Source organism: Hyphomicrobiales bacterium (assembly GCA_016710435.1).
Taxonomy (GTDB): Bacteria; Pseudomonadota; Alphaproteobacteria; order Rhizobiales; family Aestuariivirgaceae; genus Aestuariivirga.
Map to the genome: position 1 here is coordinate 1062359 of JADJVV010000001.1, position 17900 is coordinate 1080258.

14 protein-coding genes are annotated in these 17900 nt (G+C 64.2%); 6 read left to right on the top strand and 8 right to left on the bottom strand.

Features of this window, described 5'->3' with window-relative positions; translation table 11 throughout:
* Positions 1-41: 41 nt before the first annotated feature.
* The 6 genes from IPM06_05170 (at position 42) to iolB (ending at position 7998) form a co-directional block, all read left to right on the top strand.
* Positions 42-764 carry a TIGR00730 family Rossman fold protein gene (locus IPM06_05170; protein MBK8769803.1) on the top strand — a complete coding sequence of 241 codons (723 nt, stop codon included), beginning with the start codon at positions 42-44 and terminating at the stop codon, positions 762-764.
* Positions 765-766: 2 nt separating this feature from the next.
* Entirely contained in the window at positions 767-2413 is a 1647-nt protein-coding gene (locus IPM06_05175; GenBank protein ID MBK8769804.1) for an MBL fold metallo-hydrolase, read from the top strand.
* A gap of 60 nt (positions 2414-2473) precedes the next feature.
* Positions 2474-3307, top strand: coding sequence for a MurR/RpiR family transcriptional regulator (locus tag IPM06_05180; protein ID MBK8769805.1), 834 nt, complete (start codon positions 2474-2476; stop codon positions 3305-3307).
* 84 nt (positions 3308-3391) lie between these two features.
* On the top strand, positions 3392-5311 hold the full coding sequence (gene iolC, locus IPM06_05185; GenBank protein ID MBK8769806.1) for a 5-dehydro-2-deoxygluconokinase: 1920 nt from the start codon (positions 3392-3394) through the stop codon (positions 5309-5311).
* Between the two features lie 12 nt (positions 5312-5323).
* Complete coding sequence (iolD, locus tag IPM06_05190) at positions 5324-7177, top strand: 3D-(3,5/4)-trihydroxycyclohexane-1,2-dione acylhydrolase (decyclizing) (protein MBK8769807.1); 1854 nt, start codon at positions 5324-5326, stop codon at positions 7175-7177.
* Positions 7178-7194: 17 nt separating this feature from the next.
* Complete coding sequence (gene iolB, locus IPM06_05195) at positions 7195-7998, top strand: 5-deoxy-glucuronate isomerase (protein MBK8769808.1); 804 nt, start codon at positions 7195-7197, stop codon at positions 7996-7998.
* 122 nt (positions 7999-8120) lie between these two features.
* On the opposite strand, the gene IPM06_05200 is transcribed toward iolB, so the two are convergent.
* The 8 genes from IPM06_05200 to IPM06_05235 form a co-directional block, all read right to left on the bottom strand.
* Positions 8121-8888, bottom strand: a complete 768-nt coding sequence (locus IPM06_05200; protein ID MBK8769809.1) for a TIGR01459 family HAD-type hydrolase — start codon at positions 8886-8888, stop codon at positions 8121-8123.
* Positions 8881-10149: an FGGY-family carbohydrate kinase gene (locus IPM06_05205; GenBank protein MBK8769810.1), complete on the bottom strand. Its 1269-nt coding sequence runs from the start codon at positions 10147-10149 to the stop codon at positions 8881-8883. The genes IPM06_05200 and IPM06_05205 overlap by 8 nt, the downstream gene beginning before the upstream one ends.
* Before the next feature lie 20 nt (positions 10150-10169).
* Positions 10170-11183, bottom strand: coding sequence for a sugar-binding transcriptional regulator (locus tag IPM06_05210; protein ID MBK8769811.1), 1014 nt, complete (start codon positions 11181-11183; stop codon positions 10170-10172).
* A 6-nt stretch (positions 11184-11189) separates the two neighbouring features.
* Positions 11190-12248, bottom strand: coding sequence for a glycerol-3-phosphate dehydrogenase (locus IPM06_05215; GenBank protein ID MBK8769812.1), 1059 nt, complete (start codon positions 12246-12248; stop codon positions 11190-11192).
* Between the two features lie 10 nt (positions 12249-12258).
* On the bottom strand, positions 12259-13311 hold the full coding sequence (gene ugpC, locus IPM06_05220) for a sn-glycerol-3-phosphate ABC transporter ATP-binding protein UgpC (GenBank protein MBK8769813.1): 1053 nt from the start codon (positions 13309-13311) through the stop codon (positions 12259-12261).
* A gap of 11 nt (positions 13312-13322) precedes the next feature.
* Positions 13323-14678, bottom strand: coding sequence for an iron-containing alcohol dehydrogenase (locus IPM06_05225; GenBank protein MBK8769814.1), 1356 nt, complete (start codon positions 14676-14678; stop codon positions 13323-13325).
* Positions 14678-16201 carry a xylulose kinase gene (locus IPM06_05230; protein MBK8769815.1) on the bottom strand — a complete coding sequence of 508 codons (1524 nt, stop codon included), beginning with the start codon at positions 16199-16201 and terminating at the stop codon, positions 14678-14680. Before IPM06_05230 ends, IPM06_05225 begins: the two co-directional genes overlap by 1 nt.
* A 157-nt stretch (positions 16202-16358) precedes the next feature.
* Positions 16359-17873, bottom strand: coding sequence for an extracellular solute-binding protein (locus IPM06_05235; protein MBK8769816.1), 1515 nt, complete (start codon positions 17871-17873; stop codon positions 16359-16361).
* Between the last annotated feature and the right edge of the window lie 27 nt (positions 17874-17900).

The window sequence follows — 17900 nt, forward strand, 5'->3', positions numbered from 1 at the left end:
AGGGGTACTTTGTGTCCGACCATCCGTCCAACATTCCGCAGATGAAGAGCGCGGCCTACCGCCTGCCCGCCATGGATATCGAATTCCTGCTGGGCGACACGACGCGCGGCATCCGCTTCCAGCTTGAATACCAGAAGGCGGAAGAAAACCTGCGCAGCTGGGGTGTGGAGACAACCGTCGTTGTCTTCGGCTCGGCCCGGGTGAAACCCGGCGCTGCCGATGGCTGGTATGATGGCGCCCGCGCCTTCGGCCGCATCTGCTCCGAGAACGGCGGCTCCAAGCACCGGGTCAAGCCTCTCTACAATGTGATCGCCACCGGCGGCGGTCCCGGCATCATGGAAGCCGCAAACCGCGGTGCCTATGACGCGGGCGCTCCATCGATCGGCTACAACATCACGCTTCCCATGGAGCAGGAACCCAACGCCTTCTCCACCCCCGACCTCACCTTCCGCTTCCACTATTTCGCCATGCGCAAGATGCACTTTGCCATGCGTGCCGCAGCCCTGGTGGTTTTCCCCGGCGGCTTCGGCACCATGGATGAATTGTTCGAATTGCTCACCCTGCGCCAGACCGGAAAGATGACGAAGCCGCTCCCGGTCGTGCTCTTCGATTCCGCGTTCTGGAAGCGCACCATCAATTTCCAGAGCTTTGTCGACGGCGGCCTGATCAATGAGCGCGACCTCGGCCTCTTCACCTTTGCCGATACCCCCGAACAGGCATGGAGCGAACTCCTCGCTGCCGGCCTCCCCGTTCCCAAGGATTGATCATGCTGAAGTTGCACGTCCACGGCGCCGCCCGCACGGTCACGGGTTCCAACTACATGATCGAGACCGAAAAGGCCCGCGTCCTCATCGATTGCGGCATGTTCCAGGGCGCACGCACCGTAAGCGAATTGAACTACCGCCCCCTTCCCTATGACGTGACGAAGATCACAGCGCTGGTGCTGACCCACGCCCACATCGATCACACAGGCCTCGTGCCCAAGCTGGTGAAGCACGGCTATGCCGGACCCATTCACGCCAGTGCGGGAACCCGCGACCTTTGCGGCATCATGCTCCCCGATTCCGGCTTCATCCAGGAAACGGAAGTGAAGAAGCTGAACGAGCGCAACGTCAAGCGCGGGCGCCCCGAGGTGGAGCCGATCTACACCATGGATGATGCCATGGCGTCGCTGAACCTGTTCCAGACGCAAGCGATGGAACAGTGGTTCTCGCCTGCCGAGGGAATCCGCATGCGATTCTGGAACGCGGGCCACCTCCTCGGCTCATGTTCCATCGAAGTGGAAGTGGAGCAGGCCGGCACCAAGCCCACCCGCATTCTCTTCTCGGGCGACATCGGCCCCGACAACAAGCTGCTGGAAGAAGATCCGGAAGCCCCGCAGAATTTTGACTTCGTCATCTGTGAATCGACCTATGGCGGCCGGGACCGTTTTGAACGTTCCCCCGAGAAGCGCCTGGAACTGCTCGCCAGCGAATTGCGCGATGCTGCAGGCCGCGGCGGCGTGATGCTGATCCCGTCATTCGCGGTGGAACGCACCCAGGAAGTTGTGACCGACCTCATCACCGTGATGGAGCGCGGCCTTGCGCCCAAGTGCAACATCTTCATCGACTCACCACTTGCCAACAAGGCGACCGCCGTTTTCCGCAAGCATGCCCATGAGAGCACGGGCGGCGCAGCGCTGGCCCATGCCTTCGCCTCGCCGCTGGTGAAATCCACGGAGAGCGTGGAGGATTCCAAGGCGCTCAACCGCTTTACCGGATTCCACATCGTCATTGCCGCATCCGGCATGGCGGAAGCGGGGCGTATCCGTCATCATTTGCGCAACCGCCTGTGGCAGCGCTCCACCACCGTTCTGCTGGTGGGCTTTCAGGCCAGGGGTTCATTGGGCTCGCTCCTCGAAGATGGCGCCAAGCGCGTCACCATCATGGGAGACGAGATCAAGGTTGCCGCCACCATCCGCCGCATCGAGGACTATTCCGGCCACGCCGACGGCCCCGAACTGGTGAAGTGGATCAAGAACCGCCTTCCTGTCGGCAAATCCATCTTCCTCACCCATGGCGAAGAGGAGCCGCAGGTGGCGTTGGCCGAGGACATTCGCGGGCTGGTGCCCGACGATTGCATCGTGCGTCCCCGCCTTGACGACGTCTACGACCTCACCGGCAGCGCCTGCGCCCTGCTGGCCGATGAAACGAAGCCCCGCATCGATCCCACCGATGTGGCGAAGCTCGACTGGAACAACGACCTGCAATCCCTCATCCTCGACATCGGCGAGCAATTGAAGACCGCTGCCGATGCCAAGTCGAAGGCCGTCATCGTCCGCCGCCTCCGCCGCGCGCTGGTGGAGGCCAATGGTGCGCCAGCGGCCGACAGCGGCAGCCACGTCAGGGGGAAAGGTTCTGCCATCGACGAATGATGCGGAACAACCGTTCCGGAATCATTGCTGTTGCGGCTGTTCCATGGTTTGTTGCGGGGCATGACCGTGACCGATACCCCGCGTGACTTCACAGCCCTCCGCGCCCTCATCGTCGAGCGTGCCCCGGACTTTCCCCGCCGTCTCACCCAGGTTGCGAGTTACGCACTGGAAAACCCGGACGACATCGCCTTCGGGACGGTCGCGACCATCGCCCAGGCGGCGGATGTGCAGCCCTCGACGCTGGTGCGCTTCGCCCAGAGCCTCGGCTACCAGGGCTTCAGCGAATTGCAGGAGGTCTTCCAGTCCCGCCTGCGCGAGCGCGTGCTGAACTACGACGAACGCCTCGAACAACTGCGCGAACACACGCGCAATTCGGGCAAGGCGGGGCTTGTCTTCGACGGCTTCGCCAATGCCTCCGAGCAGTCGCTGGCGACACTGCGCGAGAAGCTGGACCCGCAGCAGTTGCAGGTGGCCGCCGACATGCTGGCCAAGGCCGAGACCATCTACCTGATCGGCCTGCGCCGCTCCTTCCCGATCTCCACCTACATGGCCTATGCCTTCGGCAAGCTCGGCATCCGCTATGCGCTCGTTGATTCCCTCGGCGGACTTGCGGCGGAAGACACCAGCTTCGCCACACCGCAGGACGTGGTGCTGGCCGTGAGCTTCACGCCCTACGCCAGCGAGACCGTGACCCTGACACAGAAGCTCGCCGCCCGTGGCGTGCCGGTGCTGGCCATCACCGATTCACCCTTCTCGCCGCTCGCCTCCATCGCCCAGGCCTGGTTCGAGGTGCAGGAAGCCAATTTTGAGGGCTTCCGCTCCATGGCGGCCACCTTGACGCTCGCCATGACGCTCACCGTGGCGACGGCAGAACGGCGCAGCAAGAAGAAATAGAATATTCATTCCACTTGACAAATTAGGGGAATTATTGTTCTGTGTTGGTCACGTTTGACCCCTACGTTACCACGGAGTTTTCCCATGGCTGCCCCATCCGGCGCGCCGACAGCGCTTGACGTCATTACGATGGGGCGCTGCTCCATCGATCTTTACGGCCAGCAGATCGGCTCGCGCCTCGAAGACATGGCCTCCTTTGCCAAGTCGGTGGGCGGTTCTCCCTCCAACATCGCCATCGGCACCGCCCGCCTCGGTCTCCGCTCCGGCCTCATCACCCGCGTGGGCGACGAGCAGATGGGGCGCTTCGTGCTGGAGCAGATGGCCCGCGAAGGCGTCTCCACCAAAGGCATCGCCACCGACCCCGCCCGCCTCACCTCGCTGGTGCTGCTGGCGGTCGAAAGCGACAAGTCCTTCCCGCTCATCTTCTACCGCGACAACTGCGCCGACTCGGCCCTCTCCGAGGCCGACGTGAGCGAGGACTTCATCCGCTCCGCGGCGGCCCTCCTCGTCACCGGCACGCATTTCGCCCGCGAGGTGAACGACAAGGCCCAGCGCAAGGCCATGGCGCTCGCAAAGAAACATGGCCGCCGCATCGTCATTGACATCGACTACCGTCCGAACCTCTGGGGCCTCGCCGGTCATGGCGCGGGCGAGGAACGCTACATCAAGTCGGACATGGTGACGTCCCACCTGCAATCCATCCTCGCCGACTGCGACCTCATCGTCGGCACAGAAGAGGAAGTGCACATCGCCGGCGGCAGCGAGGACACGCTGACGGCGCTCCGCACCATTCGCGGCCTGTCGAAGGGCGTCATCGTGCTGAAGCGCGGCCCCATGGGCTGCGTTGTCTATCCCGCCGCAATTCCCGCCTCCCTCGAAGGCGGCATCGTCGGCAAGGGCTTCCCCATCGAAGTCTACAACGTGCTGGGCGCAGGCGATGCCTTCATGTCGGGCTTCCTGCGGGGCTGGCTGAAGAACGAGCCCTACGAGATCTGCGCCACCTGGGCCAATGCCTGCGGTGCCTTCGCCGTCTCGCGCCTGCTCTGCTCGCCGGAATACGTCACCTGGGAAGAACTGCAGTATTTCCTCAAGCACGGCTCGCCCGTGAAGGCGCTGCGCACCGACGACAACCTCAATCACATCCATCACGCGACCACGCGCCGCAAGGCCTGGCCGAAACTCCTCGCCTTCGCCATCGACCATCGCAAGCAACTGGAAGACATGGCCGACAGCGTGGGCGCCGACCGGGCCCGGATCGCGCCCTTCAAGCGCCTCGCCATGCAGGCCATCGCCAAGGTCGCCAACGGCCAGTCCGGCTTCGGCACGCTTCTCGACGACACCTATGGCCGCGAGGCCATGTTCGATGCTGCGAAACTCGGCCTGTGGGTCGGCCGTCCGCTGGAAAGGCCCGGCTCACGCCCGCTTCAGTTCGAACACACGCAGGATGTGGGATCGCGCCTCGTCGATTGGCCCGTCGATCACTGCATCAAGTGCCTCGCCTTCTATCATCCCGATGATCCTGCCGAACTGAAGCAGCAGCAGCTTGCCAAATACCGCCAGCTCTACGAGGCCGCCCGCAAGGTGGGCCGCGAGTTGCTGATCGAGATCATTGCCGGCAAGAACGGTCCGCTCGACCGCTACACCATCGCCCGCGCCATGCAGGAGATCTACGACCTCGGCATCCGCCCCGATTGGTGGAAGCTCGAACCGCAGGCGGACGCGTCCGCCTGGGACGAAATCGGCAAGGTCATCGACAACAACGACGCGCTCTGCCGCGGCGTGGTGCTGCTCGGCCTTGAAGCGCCGGAGGACGAACTGGCCAAGGGCTTCGCCGCCGTGGCCGCCAAGCGCCATGTGAAAGGCTTCGCTGTAGGCCGCACCATCTTCAACGATGCTGCCCGCGCCTGGCTCGCAGGCCAGATCGACGACACCGCAGCCGTCACCATGATGGCAGAGAAATTCGGCAGCCTCGTGCGCATCTGGGACGATGCGCGTCGCGCCTGAGGAGACACGAGCATGAGCAAGACCATCCGCCTCACCACCGCACAGGCCCTCGTCAGGTTCCTCTGCGCCCAGATGACCGTGATCGACGGCAGGAAAACGCCGGTCTTTGCCGGCGTCTGGGGCATCTTCGGTCACGGCAACGTCGCCGGCCTCGGCGAGGCGCTCTACCAGGTGCGCGACCGGCTTCCCACCTACCGCGGGCAGAACGAGCAGAGCATGGCGCTCTCCGCCATCGCCTATACCAAGGCCACCAACCGCCGCCGCGTGATGGCGGCGACAAGCTCGATCGGCCCCGGCGCCCTCAACATGGTGACCGCCGCCGCCGTCGCCCATGTGGACCGCCTGCCGCTGCTGCTCCTGCCCGGCGACGTGTTTGCAGGACGCAGGCCCGATCCCGTCCTCCAGCAGATCGAGGACTTCGGCGACGGCACCGCGACCGTCAACGACAGCTTCAAGCCTGTGTCCCGCTACTTCGACCGCATCATGCGTCCCGAACAGCTGATCCCCGCGCTGAACCGCACCATGTCCGTGCTGACCGATCCCGCCGAGTGCGGACCCGTAACGCTCGCCCTCTGCCAGGACACGCAGGCCGAAGCCTTCGATTATCCCGAGAGCTTCTTCCGCGAACGCACCTGGAGCTTCCGCCGCCCGCGCCCGGACGAAGGCGAACTCCACGCCGCCGTGGCCGCCCTCAAGGCCGCGCAGAAACCCGTCATCATTGCCGGTGGTGGCGTCAACTTCTCGGAAGCGAACGCAGCTCTCGCCGCCTTCGCTGAACGCCACGGCATTCCCGTGGTGGAGACACAGGCCGGCAAGTCGTCACTGCCCTTCCTCAATGACCTCAACATGGGTGCCGTCGGTGTCACCGGCACGGGTGCCTCCAACACCGTGAGCGAATACGCCGACCTGCTGCTCGCCGTGGGCACGCGCCTCCAGGATTTCACCACCGCCTCATGGACGCTGTTCCAGAACGCATCCAAGACGTTGATCGGCCTCAACACGCAAGTCTTCGACGCGAGCAAGCATCAGGCCCTGCCGCTGGTCGCGGATGCCCGCGTCGGCCTTGAGGAACTCTCCGCCAATCTCGGCAAGTGGACCGCCCCCGCCGCGTGGACGGCAAAGGCAAAGGCCGCCCGCGCCGACTGGATCAAGGTGGCCGAGACCTACACCGCCGCCAGCAATGCCGAACTGCCATCGGATGCGCAGGTGGTGGGCTCGGTGCAACGCGCGCTCGGCCGCGACGTGATCGGCATCTGTGCCGCAGGCGGCTTGCCCGGCGAGATGCACAAGCTCTGGCAGGCCAGTTTCCCCGGCTCCTACCACATGGAATACGGTTTCTCCTGCATGGGCTACGAGATTGCCGGCGGCCTTGGCATCAAGATGGCGCGGCCCGACAAGGACGTCGTCGTCATGGTGGGCGACGGTTCCTACATGATGATGAACTCCGAACTCTCGACCGCCGTGATGCTCGGCCACAAGCTCACCATCGTGCTGCTCGACAACCGCGGCTATGGCTGCATCAACCGCCTGCAGCATGCGACGGGCGGCGAACGCTTCAACAACCTCTATGACCACAACGTGAAGCAGGAAGTCTCGCCCGCCATCGACTTCGCCGCCCATGCGCGCGCACAGGGTGCGATTGCCCTGAAGGTCAAGTCGCTCGCCGAACTGGAGACGGCCCTCAAGGACGCGAAAGACAACACCCGCACCACGCTCATCGTCATCGACACCGATCCGATGATCTCCACCGATGCCGGTGGCGCCTGGTGGGACGTGGGCGTGCCCGAAGTCTCCGTCCGCCCCACCGTCCTTGACGCCAGCAAGGAATGGGCCGAAGCACGCGCCAGGCAGACCCTCGGATATTGATACTGGGATAGACAACCATGCCCTCCAGACTCCTCGTCAAGCCGTCGAAGAAGACCGGCAAGGTCATCTCCGTCACGCCGAAATCGGCAAAGTGGAAATACGTCGGCCATGACGTGTGGAAACTCACCCCCGGCAAGACCGCCAAGGGTGTTGAAGCCGCGCGCGAAACCTGCATCGTGTTCATCTCCGGCAAGGGCGAGGTGAAGGTTGCCGGCAAGAGCTTCGGCGTGGTCGGTGAACGCATGAACGTGTTCGAGGGCAAGCCGTGGAGCGTCTATGTGCCGCCGGGGGCGAAATGGTCGGTGACGGCGGAAACCGATTGCGTCGTCAACATCTGCACCGCACCAGCAAAAAAGGCCACAGAGGCCTTCGTCATCGATCCGGCCACACTCTCGATCGAAACACGCGGCTCCGGCTCCAACACGCGCTACGTCTGCAACATCCTGCCTGAGCAAGACCCCCGCGCCGAGAGCCTGCTGGTCGTCGAGGTGATCACGCCCAACGGGTCCACCTCGTCATACCCCTCGCACAAGCACGACAAGAACAACCTGCCCAAGGAGTCGCTGCTGGAGGAGACCTACTATCACCGCCTCAACCCGCCGCAGGGCTTCGCCTTCCAGCGCGTCTACACCGACGACCGCAAGCTGGACGAGGCCATGGCCGTGGAAGACGGCGACATCACCATGGTGCCCAAGGGCTACCACCCCTGCGCCACCATCCACGGCTACGACCTGTATTATCTCAACGTCATGGCCGGACCAGTACGGATCTGGAAGTTCAACAACCAGAAAGACCACGAGTGGCTGCTGAAGAAGACGTGAGGGCGGCACCAGTTCCTCTTTTCATTCGTCATTCCAGAGGCGCGCCTTGATGGCACGACAGCGCGTTCTGATTTGAACGATCCAACCCAGTGCCGACACCCCGGCGCAGGCCGGGGCGGGGCTCACCACCGGAACTCCGCCGCCACGTAATCCGGCTGCGGTTCCAGTTCCGCCTCCACCACGCCCGCACTCACACCCTGCTGCACCAGCAGTGTTGACAATCCGGCTCCACGCCCGCCTGCCACATCGTGTTCGGCACTGTCGCCGATGCAGAGCACGCGGGCCGGGTTGCCGAACAGTTTCAGCGCATGCCGGTAGATGCCCGCGTAGGGTTTGCCAATCCACGACACCTTGCCACCCATCTCCTCATAGACGGCGGCAATGGCGCCGGGCGCGGGCTGCAAGCCGGAGGATGTGATCATCCACCGGTCGGGATTGCAGCACAGCGCCGGCAACGTGATGCCCCGGAACAGGGCGCGATAATCATCGAGCGACAGGCGCGGCGCATTGGAGCCGAGGATGAGCATCACCTCCGCCTCCTTTGGGTCATCGACGAATCGGATGGGATCGAAGGCGTAGTCCTCGCCATCCTTGCCGACGAGGAAGGCCGTCTTCACGTCAAGCGACTGGAACGCAACCTCGCCAGAACTCACGCAGTCCACGAAATGCGCGCGCGGGATTCCCATCTTGACGACGCGCGCTGTGTTGGGCGCGGCGCGCTTTCCGGAATTGGTCATGACGACGACGGGAATATCAGCCGCATGCAGTTCCGCCAGCACAGCGGCAGCACCCGGATAGAGTTTCTGCCCATCATGGATGACGCCGAACTGGTCGATCAGCATGGCATCGAAATCGCGCGCGATCTCCCCGAGGCCCGAGATCCTACGCATCGTGGCCGATCCCGCGCCAGGCCAGCCGGGCCGTACCCATGGCGGCATGTTCGCTTTCAGGCTCAAGCGCCGGAACGCCCAGCGCCTTCAGCCGCATGCGTGTCCATTTGTCGTTGGCCGCACCGCCACCGACGCTGCGGATGGACGCCAGCGGTGATGCGCCAAGCTCGGCGAGCTTGCGATAGGCCAGCGCCTCCACCGCCGCGATTCCCTCCAGCAGGCCTTGCAGGAACACCTCGTCCTGCGAGGGCCGTGGCGTGACGCGCGGCGCAAAGGCCGGATCATTGACGGGGAAGCGCTCGCCCGGCCGCGACAGCGGATAGTAGTCGAGGCCCGTCGGCACCTCGGGATCGATCAGCGCCGTGAGCCGCACGATTTCCTCGCGCGAGAAGAATGACGCCAGAACCCCGCCGCCCGTATTCGACGCGCCACCCGCCAGCCACTGGTCGCCGATGCGGTGGCTGTAGATGCCGAAGTTCGGCGCGAACACCGGCGTTGCCGAAAGAAGCTTCAAAGTCAGCGTGGTACCGAGCGATGTGACGCCATCACCTGCAGCGCGGGCGCCGCTGGCGAGGAAGGCCGCACAGCCGTCCGTCGTGCCCGCCACCACGGCGACGCCATCGGGCAGGCCCAGGTTCTGCGCCATCTCCGGCGTGAGCGTGCCCACGCGCGTCCCTGCGGGCACCACCTTGGGAAAACGTGCCGCATCGAATCCGGTCCCTGCGATCCACGCCGGCCATTCCCGTTTCACCGGGTCATAGCCGGACTTGAGCGCGTTGTTTTCATCAGACACATCGAAGAGTCCGCACAAACGTCCCAGCAGCCAGTCCGCCTGATGCAGGATGCGGGGCGCGGCCTTGTCCATCATCATGGCGCGCGCCAGCGGCGATGTTCCCCCAAGCGCCGCCGTCTCCGCCGGGGCAACGGCGGCAATGGCCTTCACCGCATCGGCCTCCGCCACGTCGTTGTACATGGAGGCAAGGCCCAGCGGCTGGCCCGCGGCATCGACCGGCAGGATCGTTCCCGATGTTCCGTCAATCGCCAGCGCCAGCACCTGTATGCCGTTCAGCCGGAGACCCGCGAAGGCCTGGGTGAGCGCATCCCACCAGATCGCCGGATCCTGCAGGGCGCGGCCGAAATCGATGAGTGGTGCCGCCATCGTGGCCTGCGACATGGCGAGGAGCGCGCCGTCCTTGCCGCGCGCCGCAATGCGCACGCCCGATGTGCCCACATCAATGCCCAGAACGGCTTCCTGTGCCATGATCTTGCTCTCCCCCGCGGTTACTTCAGGGCCAGCAGTTGGCGCGCCGTCGCCTCATCCGTCAACAGGCGGTTGGCATAACGCGCCACCAGCGCCCCGTGGATGACGCCGACCTTCGCCTTGCCGCCCGACGCCAGGATCGAATCCCGCACCCCCTTGAGATGGACAGGCGACAGCCCCACGGCGCGGAAGTTGAGCTGATGGTCGATCACATCGCCTGCCGTGTTGATCCAGTGAGAACACACGTCGCCCACCGCGCCGGCGGCCTGCAGGCTTTTGGCCTCCGCATCGGTGATGAGGTTGAGTGCCGTCATGGTGTTGGCATGGGCAAGGTCCCCCACCGAGAGGAAGGCCAGATCGACGGTGCGGCCACGCTCGAAGACATCGCGCAACATGGGCTGGTTCATCAGCATGTCGCGGCTTTCAGCCGAATCGGTGAAGGCGGGACCGGCAAAATAATAGCACTGCCCGCCGATGATATCCGCGAGGTGCGAGGCCGTTTCATGCGGATTGACGGCGGAGGATTGCGTCAGCCCGCCGATCAGCGAGACAACCGACAGCTTTCGATAGGGCTTGCGCACCACCGAGGCCAGCGACAGCCGCAGCGTCCGCCCCCAGCCCACGCCAACCGACATGTTGTCGTGCAGGTGCTGCGACAGGTAGTGCCCAGCCGCCGCCGCGATCAGCGGACGGATCTGCATGGCATCGGCCGGCGATGGCACCACGACCGCATCCTTGAGACCGTAGCGCGCCACCAGTTCATGTTCCAGCGCCACGCAACCCGCAAGCCGGCCAGTCACCTGGATTTGCACGAGGCCCTGGTCCCGCGCCTGCGCCAGAAGCCGGTTCACGCGCAGCCGCGTCAATCCCAGCTTCTTGGCAATCTGCTCCTGCGTGCTGTTGCCGATGAAGTAGAGCCAGGCCGCGCGCGTCGCCAGCTGCTCCTCGCGGTCGGCTTCCGGAAGCATGCTCCCAACATCAACTGCCGCAGCGGAGAGGCTGGCAGCGGCATCATCGGGAAGCGTTGCGGACATGTGTTCTCAGCCCGTGTGAAATTTCGCCCAGGGCGGATCGAGTGGCGTGTCGTTGGTGAGGCAGTCAAGCAGCGCCTGCGTCAGCGGCAGGCGTATTGCCACCAGCGTGCCCGCCGCCATCATCGCCCGGAGCGATGCTGCGACGGCGCGGCCCAGTTCCGCCCCTTCGATCGTATCATCGCGCATCGGCCCCGCCTTCACCTGGTTGTAGGTGAGGCCACGGCCCAGATTGTTGCCAAGCCTGGAATTGCGCCCGGCCTGGCATGTCACATAGAGGTCGCCGGTGCCCGGCATGCCCCAAACGCTCTCCGCCGTGCCGCCCAGGGCCCGCGAAAGCTCCATCATCTCGCGAACCGCCTGGTCGAAAAGGATGGCGGCGGCATTGTTGTTGCGGCCCTTGTTCTCCGCTTCCGGCAAGGTTTCCAGCTTGCCATGGGCCCAGCCCACGGCGATGGCGAAGAAATTCTTGAACGCCGCGCAGGCCTCCACGCCCAGCATGTCGGTGGAGGTGCGGGGGTGATAATAGTCCGTCTCGAAATCGCGGGCGAAGCTGTGCGCCAGCGCTTCATCGCGCGAGACGATGACAGTGCCCGTCTGCCGCCGCACCGCCAGTTCACCGGCAATGCAGGGCCCGCCAATGGCAGCGACGGGCACCTTGAATCCGAGCCGCGTCTGCAAGGCGGCTTGCACCACGTCGGGGAACGCCCCGAGCCCCGCCGGCTCCGGCGACATGCCCTTGGTGATCATGATGACGGGCGTCGATTTCTTCAGCACGCCCGCCAGCTGGTCGATGGCCCACTCCACCCCCGCCGAGGCCACGCCCAGCAAGATGAAATCGGTGTCATCTCCCACGGCCTTGGCCAGGTCTTCGTGATGGAAGGCCTGCACCGGCTTGGGCAGCGTGACGTTCAGCTTGGGATGAAGGCCGCTCGCCTTCACGCTGTCGATGATGGCCCGGTCGAGATGCGTGCCGACAAGCCGCACGCGCATGCCCCGGTCGGCGAAGGGCAGCACCATGGCGGATCCCATGACGCCAGCCCCCAGGATGGTGACGGTCTTGCTCACAGTGACAGTCTCACAGCGCCTTGCCTGTATCGGCGTCGAACAGGTGGACGCGGTCGAGGCGCGGCGCCAGGCTCACCGTGGAGCCGCGCTTGAGGTCGGCGCGTTCGCGCAGCACCGCGCAGATTTCTTCCTCGCCCATATCACCATAGACATGCAGTTCCGGCCCCGTGGGTTCCGTGACCGAGAGGGCGATGTCGAAACCCTTGCCCAATTCCAGGTCTTCCGGGCGGATGCCATAGACCACCTTCTGGCCTTCCCTGGCGCGGGCATCCTTGGGCGGCAGCGGCAGGCGCGTGCCGTTGGCGGCAACCACGGCCCCCTTGGTCACCGTGCCCTTGATCAGGTTCATCGATGGCGAACCGATGAACGAGGCCACGAAAAGATTTGCCGGGTGGTCATAGACCTCCAGCGGCGAACCTTCCTGCTCGATCACGCCATCGCGCAGGATGACGATCTTGTCGGCCATGGTCATGGCCTCGATCTGGTCGTGCGTCACGTAGACGGTCGTCGTCTTCAATCGCTCGTGCAATTCCTTGATCTCGGTGCGCATCTGCACGCGCAGCTTCGCATCGAGGTTGGAGAGCGGCTCGTCGAACAGGAACACCGCCGGGTTGCGCACGATGGCGCGGCCCATGGCGACGCGCTGGCGCTGCCCGCCCGAAAGCTCGCGCGGGAAGCGCGCCATGTAGGGTTCGAGGTTGAGGATCTTTGCGGCCCAGGACGTCTTCTCGTCGATCTCGCTCTGCGGGCGCTTGGCCAGCTTGAGCGAGAAGCTCATGTTGTCCTTGACGTTCATGTGCGCGTAGAGCGCATAGTTCTGGAACACCATGGCGATGTCGCGGTCTTTCGGATGCTCGTCGTTGACGCGCCTGTCGCCGATGGAAATATCACCGGAGTTGATGCTTTCCAGTCCGGCGATCGAGCGCAGCAGCGTGGACTTGCCGCAGCCGGATGGCCCCAGCAGCACCACGAAGGAACCATCGTCGATGGTGAGGTCAACACCGTGGATGACTTCGAGGTTGCCGTAGTTCTTGCGGATGTTGCGGAGCGTGACGGATGCCATGGATGCGGTCCCTATTGCGGATCGTGTGTGAGGAAATCGTCGAGAAGCCCGGCGTCATCCGCGAGGTCCAGGAAGGACCAGCGGTTGCGGATGTCGCGGGCATGTTTCATGGCCTGGCGCCAGATGTCGCGCGGCAGGCCGAGATCGCTTGCGGTGACGGGGCCACCCGCCTCCTGCAGCATGTGCTGGAGTTCATCGGGGTCGATCATCATGGCCTTCAGTTCGGCGCGCAGTTGCGGCCACACCTCGGCAAGGCGGCGGTTGAAGCGCGCCGCACCTTCCGTGTCGAAGGACTTCTTCTTTGCTTCGGCAAACATCATGCGGCCGATGCTTGCGCCATAGCGCAGGACAAAATCCGTTTCTGAAATGCGGGTCGCCTTGATCTGCGGCGCCTTGTCGAGTGAGAGGAGGAAGCGGTGCAGACGCGCCAGCGTCACCGTGGCAACACCGACCTGCTGGCCGTGCGTCGTGCCGGGATGGGCCGCACCCGCGAACATGTCGATCCAGTGCGAAATCTGGTGCTCGCCCATGGAGCCCGAATGCGACGACCCCACGATGTTGTTGCCGAAGCTCGCCAGCACCAGGACGCGGTAGAGATAGCCATTGGCCTCGATCGATCCCGTCTTGTAACCAGGCGAGGTCTTGATCATCAGGTCCTCGTCCTTCTCCACGTGGAAAAGGTCGAAGGGGGTCTGCGAATAGGACGTGCCGAGCAGGCGGTGCGCCGCCCACCACTCCACCTGCGCCACGGGCCGCACGATGGAATCACCGAAGCCCGCCGCCGAAAGCCACGGCGGGGCTGCCGCGTTGACCTTGAGGTCCACGAACACCGCCCGCGGCGCCTGCGCCGAAACGCTGGTCTTGTAGCCATTGGCGAGCGTGACCGATGCCGTGCCGGCGCCATAGCCGTTCATGGAAGCCGCGGTGGCGAAGCTCACATATTTTCGCCCGTCCTTGAAGGTCGCATACTTCACCGTGTCGGAAAGCGAGCCGGAGCCCACCACCACGCAGCCGTCGCAGTGGCGCGTCTTCTCCTGCATCAGTGCAATCGTCGGCTCATCGCAATGGGTGTCGCCGGGGAAGACGATTTCTTCCACATCGGTCCAGCCCCTCAATTCCTTGGCCACGCGGCGGCCCATGGCTTCGAGCGTATTGGTGTCGGAAACAACCGCCAGCTTGCGGCCGATCTTGAGTGGCGCCACCAGGTCGGCGGCACCGCCATCAAGCGTCTCCTCGATGCGGATGGTCTCGAAGGGCACCTCGCAGCGTTTACCCGTGGCGGGGTCGCGCCATTCTCCCGAGATCACGTCGCGGATGAGGCTGTTCCAATCGGTCTTGCCGGTGATGGATTTGGGATTGGCGTTCATCAGCCCTGCCTCCGGGCGAAATCCTGCAGCTTCGCATTCCATCCTGAGATTTGCGGCCAGAGTTCCTGGTAGATGGAGAGAAGTTCTGCATAGGCCTTCGATTCTTTCGTCCGTGGACGGAAGGTCTTCGTGGGCTTGCCGCTCATGGCGGCAGCGGCTGCGGGAAGCGTCTTGAACCAGCCCGCGCCCTTGGCGGCGGCCATGGCCGCACCCAATGCGGACGCCTCAACGGTTTCCAGCCGCTTCACGTCGCGGCCCGAGGCGTCGGCGACAATTTGGCACCACAAGTCGGATTTCGATCCGCCGCCGACGATGGCAAAATGGTCGATGGGGCTCGTCACCTCCGCCACGCGATTGGTCATCATCGCCTGTTCCATGGCGATCCCCTCCATCAGGGCGCGATAGAGGTCGGCGCGCGTGTGACTGCCGGAGAGGCCCGCAAACATGCCCCGGCCATCCGTGTCCCAATAGGGCGTCATGATGCCGGAGAAATAGGGCAGCATGACAAGCCCGCGCGAACCGATGGGCACCGCCTTTGCCTCGGCTTCCAGTTCGGCGAAGATTTTCGGATTCCTGGCCGGGTTCTGGTGGAAGATGCGCTCGACGAGCCACGTCAGAAGATAAGTGCCGGTGCGGATCGCCGTTTCGTAGCTGAAGCCCGTCTCGCCCACAGCCACGAGGCTGCGGAAGGAACGGTCCACCGCATAGGCCTCGCCGTAGCTGCCGGACACGGCCGCCGTGCCGAGATTGAGGTAGGCACGGCCCTTGAGGAAGGTGTTGGCTCCGGCGCCGGCACATTGGCCATCGCCACCGCCCGCAACCACAGGCGTTCCGGCCTTGAGGCCCGTGATCCGGGCGGCCTCAGCCGTGACGAGGCCCATCACTTCGCCCGAAGGTACGAGGGCCGGCAGCATGTCACGCCGCACCTTGGCGGCCGCCATCAAGGTGTCTGACCAGTCATAGGTCTTGGCATCGAGCAGGCCCATGGGACTGGCGGAGGAAATGGATGTCTTCCATTCCCCGGTGAGGAAATGGGCGAGGACGCCGTGCACCTCCGCCGTCTTGGCGGTCTTGCCCCACATCTTCGCTTCGTTCTTGGAGAACCAGCGGCAGCGCGTGCGGCAGGGCGTGACATCGTCTGGAATGCCGGACAGCATGTGCAGCCTGTCGGAGCCCACCTCGTCGGCGATTTCCTTCACCTCCACATGGGCGCGCTCATCAAGCCACAGCGTGCCGGGGCGGAGCGCCTTTCCGGTCTTGTCGAACTGCGCGAAACTCTCGCGCTGGTTGGAAATCGAAACCGCGGCAATGCGGTCCCTGGCAATCTTCCTGGTGAGAAGTTTCAGCGCCTTTGCGGCGGAGCCAGTCCAGTCCGAAACCTCTTCCTCGAACCAGCCCATGCGCGGATTGGAAATGGGAACGCCAGCCCGGCCTTCCGCGACAATGCGCCCGCGCCTGTCGAAGGCGATGGCCTTCGTCGCGGTCGTTGACTGGTCGATGCCGATGACGAGATCGGGGGTCATGAATCCTGTGGGTCCGGAAGGGGTGCGCCTGTTGCGCGGAGCGCCGGTCTCTCCGGCGGCAACGCGGGAACTGGCGGAAGATCCGGCGCGCGGATCTCCTGCCAGCCGGTAAAACCTTCCCCCGCCCTGAAGGCGGGGAAAGGCTTCAGCTTTTGTCTCAGAGGCCCGCTTCGGCCACTGCGGCGTCGATCGCCGAGGCGATCGTGTCCATGCACTTCTTGGCGTCGCCGCCGAAGTCCTGACCCGTCAGCAATTTGCCGAGGTTCACCGGGATCTCGTTGTTCGAGAAGCCAGCCCACAGCGGCATATCGGGTTCGGAAGCCATGTCGTTGTCGATGATTTCCTTCACGATCGGCAGGTGGCGCGTCGTGCCGGGGCCGACGACTTCCTTGGCCTTCACGCGCGGATCAGCGAAGGACGACAGGCGCATCGGAGCGAAACCACCGCCCAGCGTGCAACGTGTCATGATGTCCTTCGAACAGGCCCACTGCATGAAGATCCAGGCGGCGTCCACGTTCTTGGAGTACTTGGACAGGCCGAGGATCGAACCGCCCTGGTGGCCGGCGTTCGGGATTTCACCGAAGCCTGCTTCCGCCGGGGTGCGATACTTCGGACCGCGGATCGGGCGCTTGGCTTCCCACAGGCCCTGCACCTTGGAATCGGCCGCATCCCAACCGGGGAAGAATTCATCCCACGAGTTGATGAGGGCGACCTGTCCGGCAGCACCCATCTGGAACTGGCCGTCCCAGGTGGAGTTGGTGGATTCGGGCGGAGCGTTCTTGAGCAGTTCCTGGTACAGCTGCAGGCCCTTGATGCCTGCTTCGTCGTTGCCCTTGAACTTCTTGTCGGCGCCGAAGATGGAGCCGCCAGCGTTCCAGACAACCTGCGTCCAGTCGCATTCGAGCGAGTAGTGGCCCGACTTGGCCTGGAGGCCCGTACCGAAGATGCCATTGGCCTTTTCGGCTTCCGTGATCATCTGCGCCGCGGCCAGGAATTCTTCCGGCGTGTTCGGCGGGGCGATCTTGTGCTTCTCCAGGATGTCCTTGCGGTACATCGTGGTCATGATCGGAATGTCAAAGGGAATGCCGACCCAGTGGCCGTCATACATGGCAAGGCCTTCGACGAGCGGCTTCGAGAAGTCGTCGAAGTCGAAGCCCGGCATGGCCAGGTCCGGCTTGTCCTTGTAGTACTGCACGGGGTCAACCGTGTCCTGGCTGAAGGTCGCGACCCACGACTGGTCGAGATAGTAGATGTCGTAGGAACCGAGCTGGCCCTGCACGTCCTGCGTGGCCTTGGCGAGAACCTGCTCAAGCGGCACGATTTCGATTTCGACTTCGATGCCCGTGGCTTCGGTGAATTCACCCTTCAGCTTGTCGAGCACCACCGTCGGCGGCGTCGCTTCCGAGGTGTAGCGGATCTTCGTGCCCTTGAACGGACCCGAGACATCCTTCAGCCACTTCATGATGTCGGCATCCTGCGCCATGGCTTCTTCGCCCAGCGTGAAGCCGCGGTCACGGCGCACGTTGCCGAGAAGGGCGAGGTTGAAGGCCGAGAAGCCCACGCCGGCAAGGCCGGCCTTCTTGAGGAAGGACCGCTTGGAAATGCGGCGCGCGGCGAAATCGCGGGCCAGGTCCGCAATGTAGGTTTTCTTGTCGTACTCTCTAAAGCTCATGAATATCCTCCCAATGGTTTAGAGTTC